12 protein-coding genes and 1 riboswitch are annotated in these 19,604 nt (G+C 33.1%); of the genes, 6 read left to right on the top strand and 6 right to left on the bottom strand.

Translation table 11 applies throughout. The features are described from left to right. Nucleotides 1-38: 38 nt before the first annotated feature. From MOQ65_RS01130 to MOQ65_RS01120, 3 genes are all read left to right on the top strand, one after another. Nucleotides 39-650 (top strand): acetate uptake transporter, encoded by a 612-nt coding sequence (locus MOQ65_RS01130; protein ID WP_195185873.1) that lies wholly within the window; start codon nucleotides 39-41, stop codon nucleotides 648-650. 251 nt (nucleotides 651-901) lie between these two features. Then, on the top strand, nucleotides 902-2,305 hold the full coding sequence (locus MOQ65_RS01125) for a YkvI family membrane protein (protein WP_257846407.1): 1,404 nt from the start codon (nucleotides 902-904) through the stop codon (nucleotides 2,303-2,305). Between the two features lie 14 nt (nucleotides 2,306-2,319). Further along, nucleotides 2,320-3,546, top strand: a complete 1,227-nt coding sequence (locus MOQ65_RS01120; RefSeq protein ID WP_257846406.1) for a threonine/serine exporter family protein — start codon at nucleotides 2,320-2,322, stop codon at nucleotides 3,544-3,546. 124 nt (nucleotides 3,547-3,670) lie between these two features. Here MOQ65_RS01120 and MOQ65_RS01115 read toward each other — a convergent pair whose 3' ends face one another. Further along, nucleotides 3,671-4,267 carry a hypothetical protein gene (locus MOQ65_RS01115; RefSeq protein WP_257846405.1) on the bottom strand — a complete coding sequence of 199 codons (597 nt, stop codon included), beginning with the start codon at nucleotides 4,265-4,267 and terminating at the stop codon, nucleotides 3,671-3,673. A gap of 436 nt (nucleotides 4,268-4,703) precedes the next feature. Continuing rightward, nucleotides 4,704-5,999 carry a hypothetical protein gene (locus MOQ65_RS01110; protein WP_257846404.1) on the bottom strand — a complete coding sequence of 432 codons (1,296 nt, stop codon included), beginning with the start codon at nucleotides 5,997-5,999 and terminating at the stop codon, nucleotides 4,704-4,706. A 452-nt stretch (nucleotides 6,000-6,451) separates the two neighbouring features. Continuing rightward, nucleotides 6,452-6,539, top strand: a riboswitch (ZMP/ZTP riboswitch). A gap of 86 nt (nucleotides 6,540-6,625) precedes the next feature. Between MOQ65_RS01110 and MOQ65_RS01105 the strand changes: the two genes are divergently transcribed. Further along, a complete protein-coding gene (locus MOQ65_RS01105; RefSeq protein WP_257846403.1) occupies nucleotides 6,626-7,846 on the top strand; it encodes an L-lactate MFS transporter in 1,221 nt (406 codons plus the stop codon). A gap of 119 nt (nucleotides 7,847-7,965) precedes the next feature. Further along, the gene (locus MOQ65_RS09685; protein ID WP_257846402.1) at nucleotides 7,966-8,100 is read left to right on the top strand and encodes a hypothetical protein; all 135 of its coding nucleotides are present in this window, start codon (nucleotides 7,966-7,968) and stop codon (nucleotides 8,098-8,100) included. Between the two features lie 252 nt (nucleotides 8,101-8,352). On the opposite strand, the gene MOQ65_RS01095 is transcribed toward MOQ65_RS09685, so the two are convergent. Continuing rightward, on the bottom strand, nucleotides 8,353-9,615 hold the full coding sequence (locus tag MOQ65_RS01095; protein ID WP_257846401.1) for a hypothetical protein: 1,263 nt from the start codon (nucleotides 9,613-9,615) through the stop codon (nucleotides 8,353-8,355). A 174-nt stretch (nucleotides 9,616-9,789) separates the two neighbouring features. Between MOQ65_RS01095 and MOQ65_RS09680 the strand changes: the two genes are divergently transcribed. Further along, on the top strand, nucleotides 9,790-9,924 hold the full coding sequence (locus MOQ65_RS09680; RefSeq protein WP_257846400.1) for a hypothetical protein: 135 nt from the start codon (nucleotides 9,790-9,792) through the stop codon (nucleotides 9,922-9,924). A gap of 237 nt (nucleotides 9,925-10,161) precedes the next feature. Here MOQ65_RS09680 and MOQ65_RS01085 read toward each other — a convergent pair whose 3' ends face one another. The 3 genes from MOQ65_RS01085 to MOQ65_RS01075 all read right to left on the bottom strand — a co-directional run bounded on the left by MOQ65_RS01085 (nucleotide 10,162) and on the right by MOQ65_RS01075 (nucleotide 19,604). Beyond that, nucleotides 10,162-13,494 carry a DEAD/DEAH box helicase gene (locus MOQ65_RS01085; RefSeq protein ID WP_257846399.1) on the bottom strand — a complete coding sequence of 1,111 codons (3,333 nt, stop codon included), beginning with the start codon at nucleotides 13,492-13,494 and terminating at the stop codon, nucleotides 10,162-10,164. Between the two features lie 994 nt (nucleotides 13,495-14,488). Beyond that, nucleotides 14,489-16,456, bottom strand: coding sequence for an ATP-binding protein (locus MOQ65_RS01080; protein ID WP_257846398.1), 1,968 nt, complete (start codon nucleotides 16,454-16,456; stop codon nucleotides 14,489-14,491). Nucleotides 16,457-16,475: 19 nt separating this feature from the next. After that, nucleotides 16,476-19,604 carry a type III restriction-modification system endonuclease gene (locus MOQ65_RS01075; RefSeq protein WP_257846397.1) on the bottom strand — a complete coding sequence of 1,043 codons (3,129 nt, stop codon included), beginning with the start codon at nucleotides 19,602-19,604 and terminating at the stop codon, nucleotides 16,476-16,478.

Here is a 19,604-nt window from a genome sequence, read left to right as displayed (position 1 = left end):
TTGTAGTTAGTTGTCCCCCACGGAGAAATGAGGAACAAATGGAAAATGAAGTAAGAAAAGTTGAAATGAGTGAAAATGTAGCAGATCCTACAGGTCTTGGTCTACTTGGTCTAGCTATTGTATGTTTTGTGGTATCCACGTCCCGCGTAGGCTGGTCTGGTCCAACAACATCCGTTATTATTCCTTGGGCTGTTTTATTAGGTTCTTTGGCCCAATTAATGGCAAGCTATTTTGATTTCAAGAAAAATAATCCATTCGGATCCGTTGTATTCGGTGCATACGGTTTATTCTGGTCCGCAATGGCTGGCGTTTGGTTAACTCAAATGGGATCCTTCGGTCCTGAAATCCAAAAAGGTTTCGATGTAACACAATTGGCATTCGCTTTTGTGGGCTTCTTAATCTTCTCTATCTTTGGTACAATTGCATCTTTGAAAACAAACAAAGTTGTATTCGCTATCATGGTCTTAATCTGCTTCCTATTCTTCGGTCTTGCAACAGACCTATTCTTAGGTGGCAAAACAGGCTTCTTCGCTCTTGCAGCATGGTCTGAATTATTCATCTCCCTATTGGGCTTCTACGGTTCTGGTGCTGTACTTGTAAATAAAGTATTCGGCAAAACTGTATTCCCAATGGGTAAAAGCATTCTATAATAATTTAATAGCCATATAAATTACTTACACGATAAAAGAGGTTCCTATTGGTCACCTAGGTGACTATTAGGGACCTCTAATTTATTTACTTTTACGTTTGACATCGCTATATTGAACTTAAGGTCTATAAATGGGTCCATTCTTAGCTAATCTTATAGAGATTGGCAGTAAGATTTCCATCAATTGAATCATTAGTATGATATAATATTATTTTATATACTAAGTTATGTATTTGAAAGGAGGAAAATATAATGCAACAATCATGGAAAATTGCATTTGCCTACATAGGTGTTATTGTAGGTGCAGGACTCTCGAGTGGACAAGATCTTCTACAATATTTTATAAGTTTTGGCCAAATAGGTCTTATTGGTGTTCTATTACTAGGTCTATTAAATGCCGCATTTGGTAAAATCATGCTTTCTTTGGGGAGCTACTATCGTGCAGACAATCATGAAGAAGTTTTTACACAGATTTCCCATCCGATCATTACAAAAATCCTTGATTTTGTTCTAATCGCTGGTAGTTTTATTATGGGCTTCGTTATGATAGCCGGTGCAGGATCAAACTTAGAACAACAGTTTGGACTTCCTTTTTGGATTGGCGGATTAATTTGCTCACTTTTAATCATAACCGTATCATTTATGGACTTTGATAAAATTACCAGTGTTCTAGGTGTTTTTACACCTATTATGATTGTAATGATATTCATCATTACAGGTTACTCTTTTATTGGTAAAAGTCATGATTGGGCTGCGTTAGATACTATAGCCCACACAATCAAACCAGCCACAAGCAATGTATGGTTTTCTGTCATTAATTATTATTCTCTATGTGCTATGACAGCTGTTTCTATGGCCTTTATTTTAGGTGGCTCTGTTGTTCGTATTGGTATTGCTGAAAAAGGTGGCACTCGTGGCGGCCTATTAGTCGGATTAGTTGTTTTTATAGCTGCTATCTCTATTTTTGCAAATCTAGATACAGTAAAAGATGCAGATTTGCCGATTCTTGCTATCGCCAATCAAATTCATCCTTGGCTAGCATATATATATGCAATCACAGTCTTTTCACTTATTTTTAATACAGCATTCTCTCTTTTTTATTCTATTGCTAGACGTTTTGCCAACGGCAGTACAAAAAGAATGAGAATTGTTATTATTTCTGTAGTAATCATAGGATATATATGTAGTTTCTTTGGTTTTAAAGATTTGATTAGTATCCTCTACCCAATTCTCGGTTATATGGGACTATTACTCCTAATTATTCTTATTTATGGCTGGCTCCGTGATCGTAAGGATATCATTATGGAAAAACTCTTCCGAAGAAAGATGCTCCGTTTATCATTAAAAAAACATAGTCCTCACAAAAATCTTTCAGAAAAAGAACGTGAACTATTCCATACATTAGGTGATATTAGTCAAGCAGATACAAAATCTCTTAAAGAAGATATTCATAATGAAGCAAAAGAAATACTTTCAAATACGGAAACAGTTCAAGAACTAAAAGACTATGTAGAAGTGCATCTCTCAATAGACGAAGAAGTTATACATCAAAATATCAATATCCTACAAGAACAACAGGAAGAATCAAAATCAACTGAATCTTCTAAAGATAGACCTATCAAAAAGTCCAATATAAATAACAATGAAGTAAAATGAATAACGAGGAAATAATGACAGGTGTGGAATTAGAAATTATACTAAAAGCTGGAAAAATATTACTTAGCAGTGGCGCCGAAATCAGTCGTACAGAGGATACTATGAACTACATAGCACGAGCTATGAATTTTAAATATTTAGAAGCCTACGTATCCAATAGAGGTATTTTTGCAACTGCTAAGAAAGCTGATGGAACTGAAATTACTCGTATTTATAACGTTCCTGAAGTCGATATTAACCTCAGTAAAATTGAATCTGTTAATGCTCTCTCCCGACGTATCACACAAAAAAATATTACTATTGAGGAGATTGAAAGTGAACTTAATCAAATTGATACCATGTCAGACTATTCTTTTTTTTGGAGATTAGCAGCTTATACGTTAGGAGCTTCGGGCTTTAGCTATGCAATTGGTAGTTCTATAACAGACTCTATAATTGCAGGTATTATAGGCTTAATATTAGGCGTCTATATGTGTACGATTAAACGCATACTTAGCTCTGATGTATTGATTACCATTTTAGGTAGTATTCTAATAGCCTTATTGGGTAATCTCTTTATCCACTTTGAATTAGGCTCCAACCTATCAGTTATATTACTAGGAGCCATGATTGACATTGTTCCCGGAGTTCCTTTCGTCAATGCTATTAGAGAGTATAGCCAGAATAACTATAATACAGGAATAACCCTTATGATGGGCGCGTTACTTACCTGTATTTCAATGGCTGTAGGGGTCGCAGTAGTACAATCACTACTCTTCAACACACAAATGATTCCTCTTTATACCTCTAATTTAGATACTAATTCCTTAACCTCTATGTTTATGCGTAGTATAATGGCTGGTATTGGTACTACAGCATTTGCAATCTTATTCCGTGTAGCTAAACAACATTTTATCGATTGTACAATATTAGGATTCATCTCATGGTTCTTGTTCTTAACATTATCTTCACTACAGTCTAATGTTATGCTCTCCATATTCATCAGTGGTTTTATCATCGCCATAGCATCAAGAATATTGGCTGTTAAACGGAAATGCCCTGCTATAGTTTTCCTAATGACTAGCTTATTCCCTTTACTACCAGGGCTCAGCTTTTATCGATCCATTTATTATATGCTAATGGGACAAGAAACTATTGCCATTAGCTTCGCAAAAGAATCCTTTTTGATAGCTTTTACAATTGCTATATCTATCGCAATTGTAAAACATATAAAACCACCACGAATCAAAAAACACTTATAAATAATATAACCTTATAACAAATTCATGTAAATTAAAGCATTATAAAAGAGGTTCCTATAAGTCACTACTGTGAACATTAGGAACCTCTTTTATTTATAACTATATTGTGCTAATTAGATATCACTTATTTATAACTGAACTGCGCATCCATAATCATTTGGCGCAACTGCTCAATGCGAATACCTTCAGGTAGCTTGTCTCTATAAAACTGCAACTTATAATAGTAACGAGTATCTTCATAATCTGTAACTAATACCATATCCGTCCTATTATGTAATGGCCAGCCATACATAAATTCGGCTAGCAAACTACGCACACCATCATTATTGACCTCTATTACATCATGCTTAACAGGCAATACCATCTTTACGGTAGGTTCAGGAACCGTTCTATCTTTAATGAGCTGATTAACCTCAGCATCAAGAGTAGGGCTAGTACTATCGATAGATCTAGCCTTTACATGCATAAATACCCCATCAGAGGTTCTAAACGCCCTACCATCAATGTCCTTTGTTTCACCCTGCGTTTCAATAGCATTCTTTAATACTCGGAATTGATACGGTCCATAAAACTTGATATCTGTAATAGCATCTAATGCCGCATCATATTGACCATTATGTACATTCGTAACATGCATAAGAGGTTTAATATCATTAGCTTGTGAAAGCATAGGTACGGCTAAACACAAACCTAAGCTTATTAATGTAATACAACGTTTCATATGAGTCTCCCTCTCCCTAAAAACTATTATCTTATTTGTATTGTAACATAATTAATCTATTCCATTATAATAGTTACAAAACGAAAGAGGTTCCTATTGGTCACCAAGGTGATTATTAGGAACCTCTAATCTATTTACTTTTATTATGGACAGCACTATATTGAACTTGAGGCCTCTAAATGGGTCCAGCCTTTGCTAATCTTCTAGAGATTGGCGGTGAAGGAAGGTATGAAAAAAGGCCCGACATAGAAGTCAGACCGTTTCTTCAATTTTAAAACTTTAGAAGCGAAGTCTGGCGACCAAACCATTTATGCCTCACTTTGATATAAATTATATCATATCTAAATAAAGAAAGGAATCAAAGGATTCCTTTCCTTATTTTCATTTTAATATATAACATCAAATATGATTTTACTTAACAGATAAGTATCGCACTTTATAGAAAATCAACTTCACCTTTATAAGTATCACCTAAATTTGAAATTGTCGCATCAGAGACCATTTCACCTAGTGGAGGCAACTTATTACGATTCAAATCGTAGTTATAACGAATCGTATGTATATAAAGGTTATGTGCATCTTGCGTGCTAAATCTCAATTCTGAAGTACCATCTTCATATGTAAAATACACACGTACTCCTGGAACACCATCATTCCATACATACGTATGTCCACCATGGCGCATATTATGTCTAGCTTTTAACTGTGCTTCATTAATAGTAACAATATCAACAAGATTTGCCCAGATTAAGCCCTTGTGTTCAACGGGATATACCTCTATCGTCTGCGTAATACCTATAGGATTCTTATATATTTTTATATACTCATTTCCAGATGATTCCTCTATGGCATCATTTAACACTCGATAATTAAAATTATTAAAACTTTCAAAATGACTAGACTCATTTAACCAAGCTAATGAAGTTATATTAGGCACAATATAATTAGCGATAACGTCCTCGACACCTCGTTTACCAATACCTTGTTCTCCATCCTCTCGAACCATCAATGTAAGTACATATTGTGTGTCTGGTTCATTCGGTAAAGCAAATGAAATATCATTTGCTAGAAATCTAGGATCACTCTTAGTTTTCATTGTGCTCCACCGGCTATTAATTATATTTTCTCTTTTAAAAGTACTACCCTCAATACTAGATATATCAAACTTGTCTTGTTTCAACTGTGACCATTTATTTTGCAATGCAGCTGTCACAGAATCTTGATTCAATTCTTTATAAGGTTTACCTAAATACTGAGCACTCTGCTCATACGGCTGATTCTCCACAGATAAACTAGTATAAATAAACGGATGGTTAAATGTATACATAAGTGCATTAGTACCTGCCATACCTGAAATAGGGCTAGATTGTGTACCACCTCTGAAAGCCGGAAATGGCAGTGAATAGGAAAGTCCTCCTTTAGCAGTATGTATATGTATTTCTGTTACAGCATTGTATTGAGCTCGCCACATAGAGTAATTTAAATTTCTACGTGCCTCATCATTCATATCTTCAACACGAAATAGTATCTTAGCTGCGTCACTAACTTCTGTATTCTCTGTAGCCTTGTAGATTTTTTCATTAAGAATTTTATCCATTAAATCATTCTTATACATACTAGAACTAGAATAATGGATTTTTGCATTATATCCAGGTAACTCAGATCCGTTACTACAACCGCTTAAACAAAGTACAGCAATCAGACTCCCCAATAGCAAATATTTCCTCAACATAAGCTCTCCTCAACAAACACTATTTATATTCTGTACATTGTAACGTACTTATATAGTAATAAAATGATAATAATAAAGAGGTTCCTATTGCTCACCTAAGTGACTATTAGGAACCTCTCATCTATTTACTTTTATAATTTACAGAACTATAGTGAACTTGAGGCCTCTAAATGGGTCCAGCCTTTGCTAATCAACTCGAAGATTGGCGGTGAAAGAACATATGAAAAAAGGCCCGACATAGAAGTCAGACCGTTTCTTCAATTTTACTTACTAGAAGCGAAGTCTGGCGTCCAAACCATTTATGCCTCACTTTGATATAAATTATATCATATCTAAATAGGGAAGGGAATTAGACAATTTCCTTCTCTATTTAGTTTATAAACCTTACAGTTGTTATAACAGAGTGACTTATATCATCGACAATATATAGTATCAATTGATATACTTATACTATATTACTACTGGGCTGACGGATTCGTAGAATTGACTACATGCACAGTAGCACACATCGTGTGATAGCCGACCGTCTGGGCAAGCTTTTGTTCAGATGGTCTTTTTTTGTTCTCTCATAGCAAATATGCTATATAAATTTTTAATCATTTCACCTATATGAAAGGAGTTTTCTTATGAGAAATCGTTGGCTTATTGCACTAGCTGCCATTGGTCTACATATATCCATCGGTAGTGTATACGCATGGAGCGTTCTCACACGACCTATTATGGCAGATATGGGATTTACTATGTCTCAAACAACATGGACCTTCTCCCTAGCTATCCTGATGCTTGGACTGTCTGCAGGCTTTTTAGGATCCTTTGCAGAAAAAATAGGTCCTAAAAAAAGCGGCCTTCTTGCTATGTTATTCTGGGTGGCAGGCCTATTAGGCACTGCTTATGCACTTAGTATCCATAATCTTACCTTACTCTATCTATTCTATGGTATCATTGGTGGTATCGGATTAGGTATTGGTTATATAACACCAGTTTCTACACTAGTAAAATACTTTCCAAATCGTCCAGGATTTGCCACCGGGTTAGCCATTATGGGTTTTGGGTTTGCTTCACTCATTGCAGGCCCGCTTATGCAATTCCTCGTAGCTCAAGTTGGATTAGTAAATAACTTCATTATCCTCGGCGTAATCTATCTAGTGGTTATGGGCGCCTCTTCTCTCTATTTGAAAGCACCTCAACCAAAACAACCACCTCGAACTACGAAAGATAAATCCACTATGTACGTTCACAACCATGGTATGCTAGCTAATGATGCTATGAAAACTTGGCAATTTGGTGCCCTTTGGTGGATTTTCTTTATTAATATTACCTGTGGTATAGGTCTTCTATCCTTAGCATCCCCTATGGCACAAGAAACCATTGGTATGACACCTGCAGCAGCTGCATCACTAGTTGGTATCATCGGTATCTTCAATGGTGGAGGTCGCATTGCATGGTCCACTATCTCCGACTACTTTGGCCGTGCACAAACTTACATACTATTCTTTTTTATACAAATCATCGCATTCTACGTACTTGCCGAAACCAATAATGCTCTAACATTCCAAGTTTTAATTCTTCTCATTATCACCTGCTATGGTGGCGGATTCGCCTGTATGCCAGCATATCTTGCAGACCTCTATGGCATACGCCAACTCTCCACTATTCATGGCCGCATTCTAACCGCTTGGGGATTAGCTGGTATAGTTGGTCCTATGCTCGTGTCATACTTTCACGAAGCAGGATATGGCTATACTACAGCCTTAGTATGCTTTGCTCTTCTATTTGTATTAAATACAATTATTGCTATAATCTTAAAAATATACGGCAAACGAGGTCTGCATAAAAGATACTGTTAAATCCCCGAACTAATTACAAAACGAAAGAGGTTCCTATTGGTCACCTAGGTGACTATTAGGAACCTCTAATCTATTTACTTTTATTATTCACAACATTATATTGAACTTGAGGCCTCTAAATGGGTCCAGCCTTTGCTAATCTTCTAGAGATTGGCGGTGATCAATATGAGTACATTCAAAGTGTTATCGTTAATGATTTCCTTTGGCATACTTGTAGCGACCATTATCATGGCAGCAAAGTGATTGACCTCTAGCAAAAGCTAGCTTTCTAATCGTGGTATGAAAAAAGGCCCGACATAGAAGTCAGACCGTTTCTTCAACATTAAATTCTAGAAGCGAAGTCTGGCGACCAAACCATTTATGCCTCACTTTGATATAAATTATATCATATCTAAACAGGGAAAGAAATCGTATTATTTCTTTCCCTGTTATCATTGTGCGCCAAATAGACATATATATGTTTATTAGGCTCTACTATTTTATTACTTATTGCAATTCAAGATAAGCTAAGACTTTAATCTTAGATTAAATAAGTCAATATCTCTATTATACATATCTCCAGTATTTAACAACTTTACATCTAACAACATATTTTTTAGTTGCTCCAAAGTATAATAGCCATTTACTCGATATGAAACAATATGACGATATTCATAGTCTTTATCGCGTGTAATAAATTCTAATCTCCCCGCTCCATTAGATAATTCATAATCCAATAATAACCCCGGAATCCCATCAAACCAGACAAAACTTTTACTAATCCGAGACAATCTAATCTCTTTATTTAAGGTATGACCATATAAAGAATTAATATACTCAATATGTGTCTCAAAGTTATATGGATCATCTGGTTTGGCATTCAATAAAAAATGCTGTTGCTTATCATGTAGTGGAATCATCTGAAGAACTTGATTTACTCCATGTGGTCCTTTATGCGTTACAGTATAAGATTTAGATCCATATATACTGTCCTTATCTGTCGATTCTGTACGAGTTGAACCATTTAGTACCCGATACTGTAAATTCTTCGACATCGTAATAGTAGAAAATTCGTTAAGTCTATTCAACGAACGTACCGAAGGCAACACATAATTGGCAAGAATTCTATTCGCTTTTATATTACGTTCTGACTCTGATTCAGATCCTGCAACATACGTACCAATACTATGACTAGTATTAGGATTATCTTTGCTTGTAAAAGTAATGCCTACAATAGTACCTTTATTTGATTTATCCAAATTAGTAACGTTTAGATTCCAATATTTTGTATTATCTAATTTTTTATAAATAAATGTTCTTTCAGAACCACCTTTTTCAACAACATTATAATCTCTAGCGACATATGTACTGCCAGTAAGACCTTCTAAGGTATAGTTATGTTCACTATTTTGAATCTTAAATACACTTGAAAATGGAACTGTGAGCTGTATCCCACTATTTTCTGTATGTTCTATTATTTCTGTTTGTCCATCTATTGGCGTCATAAACTGCTTAAAATCATGGCGTAACGTTTTCTCCAATTCAGCATCATCAGATATCTTACGCCATTCTTTTAATTTTTCAAAAGTACCATCAGCTTTGATTTGATTAATCATAGCCTGTGTACTAGCAATTTGCTCAAATGCGATTTTAGGACTAAGATATACATAATCTTTATACTCATCTTCAGGTATTTTGGAGTTTGCACCAGGTAGGTCTACATCTATAGCATGACAAGATACACAAATTGAACTCAATACAATAGCACTTAATAATAATCGTTTTAACATATACATCTCTCCACAAAAAGTAATTTTAACTGTATTGTAACATAATAAGAACATAATTATGAATACGATTACAAAGCGAAAGAGGTTCCTATTGGTCACCTAGGTGACTATTAGGAACCTCTAATCTATTTACTTTTATAATTAACAGCACTATATTGAACTTGAGGCCTCTAAATGGGTCCAGCCTTTGCTAATCTTCTAGAGATTGGCGGTGATCAATATGAGTCCATACAAAGTATTATCTTTAATGATTTCCTTTGGCATACTTGTGGCGACCATTATCATGGCAGCAAAGTGATTGACCTCTAGTAAAAGCTAGCTTTCTAATCGTGGTATGAAAAAAGGCCCGACATAGAAGTCAGACCGTTTCTTCAATTTCAAATTACTAGAAGCGAAGTCTGGCGTCGAAACCATTTATGCCTCACTTTGATATAAATTATATCATATCTAAACAGGGAAAGAAATCATATGATTTCTTTCCCTGTTTTATTGTTATAACCTTCCATATATGCGTCATTTATAAGTATCGTCTTAAGCTAATATTTTCTAGATATCCTCTAATGTATAAACAGGTAAGTATCTTTGAGCGAATGCAAGGTTTTTATTGAGTTCTGCCCATTTAGTAGCATCACCAATAACATATACATATTCTTTTGCTCTTGTAAAAGCTACATTTACATTATTTGCATTAACCCATTTAATTGCGCCATTAGCAGAGCCATCACTTTGACAGCCTAACATATAAATAACAACTTTAGCTTCTTTACCTTGGAATGTATGAACAGTCCCGATATTATCCTCTAGCCAGGCTTTCTTATTATCATCTTTTGTCCAGTTCACAATATCATCACTAATGGATTCCATATACTTTTTAAACCCGTATGAAACAGTAGTAAATGGTGTAATGATAAAGATATCTTTAAATTTAGTATTTCTAGCTCGTAGCTTTTGAATTAATTCAAAAGCAATTTCACCTTGTACTTGTATATATCTCTCTTTACCTGTACTCGATTCAATATTACTTGCATCATATGTTATCCAACAGCTTTCTTTACATGGATCAATTGGTTCTTTAGGATTCATGGTCTTATTAATCATGAATCCACCATAAGATAACTCATTTGACACCGTAAACATTGGATCTTTACAGCGTCTATGAATAACAAGTGGGCACCCTACCCAAGATTCAGAACCATCAAGGTTTTTGATGATGCCTGCAAATGGATTTTGTGCATCAGCTAAGCTTTGTACAGATAACTCTTTGCTCCGATATTTACCAATACCTTCGCCACCAATTTTTTCGACAAACAAATCCTGCACAGTTTGTACGGGTTCAATCTGTTTTGGATCACCAACTACGATTGCTTTTTGAGAGCGGAATAATGCCCCTACGAGCATATGAGGTGACGCTTGCCCTGCCTCATCAATAATAATGGTCCCTAACGAGCTTTCAACTTTACAGTTAATCAAGAATCTCTCCACAGCAGCAAAAGTAGAGGAAATAACAGGAACTGCAATCATCAAGGAATTAAGTAATGCAGGGAAAATCGTATCAAGATCAAAGTTCTTCTGTAATTTTTTCTTCTCACTAAATGGGCCCCAATACTGACTAAGTAATTGCATATTGTTTCTGAAAGCATCACTCATAACAACAGCCTTTTGTAATTGTAAAGCATCATATAATAAACGCTCTCTACATTCATTCAAATAGTTACACACATATAAAAACGCCGTGTGAGCCTCTGCACGGCCCTCATCAGATGACATTAACTTTGACGCTATATCATCAAAGCAATGTATCGTGTCCTTACTAGTAGTTTTTAATGTACCTAAAATCTCTTGCTGCGTTTTTTCTACTTCTTGAGCAGTATCCTCGATTTCTTTAATATCTGCTAATAAACTATCTTTCGTATTAATTATAGACTTACGCTCATTAACTAACTGATGTAATGCAGTCAATTGGTCTTTAACAGTTTGAAGCTTTGTATTCTCCTCTTCAATTACCGCTAACAATGTAGGGTTACCCATAGCTTTTAAAATAGACCAATTAGTAGCACTCCAAAGCTTATCAAAAATAGAGCGTTGATTGTTATACTCTATTAATTTAGACTCAATACTGTTTTTATGCTCTATTAACTTCAACAAATCATCATCTAATGTGTTATATTTACTTAACTGTTCATTGATTGAAAGAACGTCTTCTTGTAATTGATTCATTTTAAGATTCAACTCTTGAATTAATTGGATATTATCTTCATATACGGTTACATAATCAAATAATGTTTTTACAAGATCATATTGATCCTGAAACTGTTTTTTAGCACTTTCAAAAGCAATTTGAGCATCAGGAATACGCATGATAGAAGACATGTCTGAGGATAATACATCTAATGCAGGCATGAATTTATTGATATTAGATTTTTTACCCAATCTAGCTGAAATTAATCCCCATTGGTCATTACTCTCTGCTAAACAGTCTGCTAAAAATGTAAAATATACCTCATTAGATTTAACAAATTGATACTTCTTATCCTCAGCAAAACAAGATAAATCAACCTGTTGTTCAGAGAAATCAGGATTAAATAATATAGACCCATTAGTCCCCTCTTCCACAGAGGAAATATTTGGCAATTCTAATGTAATATTTTCAACAGCTTTGTTATTTGAGGAAAGTACTAACATACCATATACGGCAATGTCACTAGGTATAGTATAGTAAAAAGATGTTCCATCTCGGCCCATAACCTTTTTGAAGATATCATTTACATGATTACTTTCACAAAACTTAGCCGCACGCTCAACAATATTACTAGCAATTATATCCTTCAATAACGTAGTTTTACCCGTACCAGGAGGTCCATTAACAGAAAAGATATCTTTAGGATTCTCCTTAGCAATATTAACAGCAATTTGCTGCATAAAAGACAAATTAAACTTTGAAGGCCATCTACCAAATGGCAAAACCTTAGGATTATACCATTTGCGCATCTGATCCGTATCCTTTAACAAATCATAATGCTCAATATCCTGATTAAGACTATTGATATACGACAATACCTTATCACTATCTCTTAATATATCAATATGTTGTAACACCATCTGTAAATCATAAAGGAAAAAGCTAGATTTTAAATCATTAATAGGCATTGTCTCAGCCTTAACTAGCTGAATCTCCTCTGCCTTGAAACCACAGTATCCATAGACGTCACCAGGACGAAACATAGTAACTCCCATAGGTCCCAAGATGTGCTCTTGTATATATGTATTGATTACACCTGCAGCCTTATCAAGAGATACCTTTTCCTCAGGAAGATTAAAACTATCTTCGATTGATTTAACAACCTTATCCCAACCATCTAGCTTAATATCTTTAAACACCACATTAGGCTGAGACATCATTTGATAAATCACCCAAATAAAAGGAGCAATTTGAAGGCTCCCTTCTTTATAGTATCCTGCTGCATCAACAGTAAACGATGCACTATACACATTCCCTAAATATGGTTTTTCCGGATATTCAATTTCTAATTTATCAATGAAAGCTTCAAGTACTTCAGACCCTTTGACTACACATAAAAGAACAGCATGTTCATCATCTAACACGTAATCCTTTTCATCCTTAAAACTTTTAATCTCATCAATAATAGAATAATGATAAGAATAATTTGGTAATGGGACTACATACGTAGAAATACGTGAATTTTTCCAATTGCGATTAATTACAGACTGTTGGTAAATAGTGGTTCTATCTTTTTCAGTAGTAAACACGAGCTCTTTTACATATTTCTTAGGAATCGCTTTATACTTAGGAACCTCTTTCGGTTGCAAACATTCAAGTGTATACCAGTAATTTATAATTTGCTTTGCAGTATCTCTCATCTATATCTACCCTCTCATTAGACCAATGAGGGTATTATACAGGTTGAATAAAGAGATTTCATGAAAATAAAGTAAAAAACGGTCTGACTATAAAGTGAGACCGTTTTTTCAATATTAAAACCTAGAAACAAAAGCTGGCAAGCTAACCATTTAATACATTTTATTATAATAGACATATAATATTACAAAAACTGTATTTGAGTTAAATTGATCAAGTAAAACCCTAAGATGACCATAATTAGTTAGCCATTAAAGAGTCATTTATTAAGCCTGATATTATTAAATTAGCAAGCTGTGAATACTAAAAAACATTTTCACATTTTTCTGATTATTGAATTATTTTCCAATAGCATACATTTGTCCAACCTTCTTTATATCACTAATCGTCCAAGCACCTTTATCAATATTAGAATAAAAAATCACCACTTCTATCAGTAGAAACAATTCAGTCTGGTATGCGTAGCTATACCCTATACCATACGAGTTCAGTTTTAGTTGCTATACTTCCTAGTCCGATATAATTTTTATCCTCTTCTAGTTTAAATTCACCATCTAAACTACAATCAGGTATGGTAAATTCAAAGTTATTTTAGCTATCATGAACCGATACAACAGTTACCTCTTCTTGTTAACAACCTTTACTACACATCTCATACGTATTTACAGGAATGCTAGGCTCTGCACCGGGTAAAGATAAATTATTAACTAGAACTTAGTATTTAATTCATCCATATTCATAATAAAAGCTAAGACCATTATGGAAATAAATTCCACTCTCATGGGCTACTTTCCTAAAAATAGCTATGTAATATTTATTTTAACATAATTATTTATAGAAAAAGCCGGTACAATTCAGCTCATTTTCCCCAAGAGAATTTTAAAATCAATATTTTATACCAAAACTCTATCTTAATTTAAATTTCAACGAATTAAAACCGAAGGTTTCAAAATCTATAAATTATTAACTTCATGCAAATTTATGAAATAAAAGTACTTATAACTTATCAAAAGATACCATCCCTCCAAGAGTTTCTATAAAAATACGATTTCTGATTCTCGCATCATTTACTAATTTATCAAATGATAGTACTTCAATTTGTGAATTATATCCACTATGATATTTATAATAACCTAATCGATCTGGAAGCGGTTTATAATCATCTCGATTTAATATTCTTAATAAAGATTTATTAATATCACAAATAGCATATAAATAAAATCTTGTATTAGAGTCAGCATTTATTAGCCGCCCATCATGTGTTTCTGCTTTTCCATCCCGTATTGCGCTAACATAATCTAACATTTGCACCATAGGATTGCTCTCATCATTATAATCATTTCTCATAGGTCGCTTTAACTCTATAATAGTAAGAGAATCATGCGTACCAGAATAATTATCACTTTTGAAAACAGAGGGAGTATCCATACATAAGATATCCGGTCTATTCTTACCATCAATAATTTTCTTATCCGAGGCTATATACGACATATAAGATAATCTATCATCAATTAGCCACAAATTATGTGAACAAGGTCCATATTCTTCATTAGTTGATCTCATAGGAAAAAGAATATTATGTATTACTTCTTCTTTAGTATATCCATCATTGTTTCGTTTCAATGCAGATTCTAACAACTCTATAATAATCTTTCGATATGTAATATACTTAGCTAAATTTGACTTACTACAATCATCAAATTTCGAAAACTCTTCTAAAAAAACCTCCTTATAATTACTACCAAAAATATCTTTCTCATCAATTAGAACTCTAATTTTATCACGACTTTCACGTTCTAAACCTCTATATATCCGATGCAATTCATCATCTAGCTTATCTTCTTTTAAATTAGGTTTAATTAATCGAAGTTTCTCATCACAATAATGTTTTAATACCGAATATTCAGGCTTTTGATTGTCAATATAGTTTACAACTTTATCATATGTTTCTTTTTGTATATTATTTATATCATCCTTTAATACAAACATAATTTCTGAGATAATTTTATCCTTTATATCTTTCATACAAGGATATGGATCTAATTCTCCCGACTCTTCTGAAATATTAAAGCCTAGCCTATTAGCTTGAACATGAGTATTCAAATACTCACCAGAAACTATTCCTGCATAATAACATTCAAAACTATCTACCCATCCAGATAAAATAGGCATTAACTTCTCAACATTATAAGACTCTACTAATCTACTATCAGCAGTTAGCAAAACTTCATTATGATTTATAAACGATTTGTTAATCTTATAATGTTTAATCTCAAAATCATATTTTTTCGTGTTAAATCTACTACTATTTATTTCCTGAATGTTATTAGAAACTAATTCATTCACAAAAACCTCATTCTCATTTTCAGAAATTTTGATTTTAATAGGATTAGAAATTAAATAATATAGAGCATGTTTTGCAATAATTTTTGCTAAAGCTTCAATTGATTTATTTAAAAATGGCTGTAATTCTTGATGTGGATTTACTAATTTTACAATAGTTTTATATTCACTAATATCACTGTCTTGTGGTATTGCATCTATATTATCTTTTGCATTAAAAATAAACTTTCTTTTATAAAAAGCACTATTTTCACAATAGTTACTTACTATCTCAGCTTGAGAAAAAACCTTTAGCCAACTGAATCTGCCAACTCCCTTTCCACCATATTTTATCTTGCGTTGTGACTCAATTGTCAAAAATGAGTCCATATTCTCAGTTGTAAAACCTACACCATTATCCTCAATTGTAACAGAAGAAATCTCTTTACCAAATAAATTATCTTTATTTTTATCTACAATTATATTAATATATCCATCTTGAAAACTATGGTCTTGACTCTGTCGTTCAAGAATAGAGTGAATTGAATTTATTACTGCTTCTAAAATCGACATAACCGCATCTTTAGCAGACAAATCAAAATTTGTAATTTTTCCTACTACATCAACTTTAAAATTTGCCATAAAACTACCACCCTTTTAATTATATAGACTCCATAACAGCCATTAAGTTCTCATATGAATCAACTTCATGATATACCAAATCTTGATTAGATAAGCTATTAAAAAGTTTTTTTGCACAAGATATTTTTGCTTGTTCAATAGGTCTTAAACTTAATGAACTCATATCCCCTTTTGTTTCTGCTATAAAGAAAATATGCTTAACACTATCTTTCTCAAAAGCAATAGCCCAATCAGGTGTATAATTACCAACTGGAGTGGGGATTTTAAATCCTCGAGGTAATTTTGCATATACGACAACTTTACTATCAAGCTCAAGAGATTTAGCAAATCGATTTTCTACAGAATTCTCGGCGAAACCATCTGTAAAAATATAATCTTGAATATGCTTACTTGATTTGATAGCTTTTGTATAATCCTTATATTTTTCTGCTGTGAATATTTCAGATTCATAAACTTTATCTGTCAAGTTGTATGTAATATCTTCAACAATCATAGTTGCTTTCTGTTCATTAATTAATGAACTAACTTTAGATATAAACTCTTCCGGATTAACCTTAAATAAATCAAACTTCTTTGAACTTATAGATTTTAAGATTTTCACAACTGTTTTTCTCGTTAAGTTTGTCGAAGTAGCAACTTTTCCTACCAAATCATATTTTACAGAGCCATTAATAGAACTAGTCAATTGTTGAGATTCCATATTAGACTCTTTAAATGCTTGACCTGACTTCACTACCTCTGCACTTAATACACGCTCTTGAATACCTGTAGTCACAGTATATTGTAAAGTAGTAACAAATAAATGTTTATTTATATAGTTAATAGACTTATTAATTAGCTCCTTACTATCAAAGTCTACTGTATATGTGTATTTATGATTAATACATTTCCATAATTTTTGAAACTCTTGCTTATAAAAGTTGTCATTAAGTGGGTTTTCTTTTATTTTAGTAGTGTCTGCATTTGACACCATATCTTCAAGTATGCGTGGATTGTAAATAGCTTGAATTAATTTATGAATATCCTCTGTATGATTTACTAAATCTGCTTCAAGTGGTTGTAGACAGTCATTATTTTTATCATCATAATACGATTGTAATATAGTTCCTTTAGAATCAATGTATTTATTTTGTACTAGATAAAAATAAATACATGTAGCATCTTCTTTTGTAATAATCTTTTTGTAATCACCAGCACCAATTATCTTACCTTCAAAATACTCAATAGATGCCTTCGTTGGTCGCTCGTAAAGGACATCAGTAATTTCACGTTGCAAAGATGAAACAAAATCTTTATAACCTTCACTTGCGATAACAGTTAATTGATTAATTTCTTCAAACTCATTTCCTAAGAGACTATAATCCATTCGGTTACCAGACTGATCAACACAAATACGTAATCCACGCCCAACCTCTTGCCGCTTATTAGTAGTGCTAGTACCACCTTGTTTTAACGTACAAATTTGAAATATATTTGGATTATCCCAACCTTCACGTAATGCAGAATGTGAAAATATAAATCTTACAGGCTCTTCAAATGATAATAATCGCTCTTTATGTTTCATTATCAAATCATATGCAGATACATCATCTGTAATATCTGAACCTCTAGTAGTCTTACTATTAACCTTCCGTCCATCTTTATCAATACTAAAGTAACCTGTATGAGTTTTACTTGTCTCGATATTCTTTAAGTAATTACTATATGCTGTATTGCCTATTGAAATATACTCTTCCAAAATATGGTTATATTCTTCCTCAAATATATCACCATATTCAGAATTTATTTCTTCTCCTATCTCATTATATTTACGATAGTATTCTACTTTATCAATAAAAAATAAAGATAAGGACTTTATGCCTCTTGAAAACAGTAACTCCTCTTTCTTAAAGTGCGAACGTATAGTCTCCCTAATTTGTACGCGTCGAATATCTTTTTCCGAAATATTACCTTTTACTTCACCCACATAGAGTTTTACACCATTAGTAAAAGATATATAACCCAAATCATTTTCAGATAAACCACCTGGAGAAATCTCGTTGATGTGATATCCCTTATACTGTTCTAACTCCCTAGATAATACATATAAGTTATCATCTATATCAACAATTCTAGTCTCTCTTTTTATAAACTTATTATATTTTATTTCTAACTCAATTCTAGCTCTAGGTGGAACTTTTGGTGAAAGTATTATTTCAGCTAAATATAAATACTGATCAGTACCTTTTAAATTTTCCAAGTCAAAGCCCTTGACTTCAATTTTTTTCACCAACTTATTATTATATGCATCTAATGCATCTAATACATATACTAAATTATGTTTATCCTTATGAGTAGCAGAATAATTCAAAGTAAAAAGAGGGTTAAATTGTCTCAAAGCATCTTGTGTTTTTTCACCTCCCATTTTTTGTGGCTCATCTAATATTATAATCGGTTTATTAGCAGCAATAACATCTATAGGTCTCCGTGAGCCAAAATCATCACGCTCTGAAAAAATAATACGTGCTGCTTCATTCCCACCACGACCATCTTTATTTTTAGAGGCATCAAAACTATTAAAAGCTTGCATATTAATAATCATGACTTGTAAATCTGCACTACGGCTAAATGAATCTAACTCACTAAGATTACTAGAATTATAAATAAATACTCGTGCTTTCTTGTGATAAGTCTCCATAAAATGATTTTCCATCATGGAGAAACTTTTAAATACGCCCTCACGTATAGCTATGGATGGCACAACAATTATAAATTTAGACCACCCATACAGCTTATTTAATTCAAACATAGTTTTAATATAAACATATGTCTTACCTGTACCAGTCTCCATCTCAACATCTAAAGTACATCGACCTAAGGATTTATCTATATCTTGATCAACTATAATATTATTTCTTTGTTGGATTGATTGAATATTCTTAAATATTTGTGCCTCGGATAGTGTAATATCCGCATTCGCATAACCGGCAGCAATATCATCACCTTCAAAATTGGGCATAAATAAGGATGATTGAGAAGGCATGTTCCCTAAATCACGGCGAAATTTATTACTAACTTGAAATGGTTGTGTATCAAAAACTTTAACTACACTATTTACAGCCTGAGACTGATATGGTTGAATTGTAAATCTAAAATTAATATTAGGCAT

The sequence above is a fragment of the Veillonella faecalis genome (assembly GCF_024677885.1).
Lineage (GTDB): Bacteria > Bacillota > Negativicutes > Veillonellales > Veillonellaceae > Veillonella > Veillonella nakazawae.
Note: the sequence above shows the minus strand (reverse complement) of the source record. Positions and strands in the feature narration are given on the sequence as shown.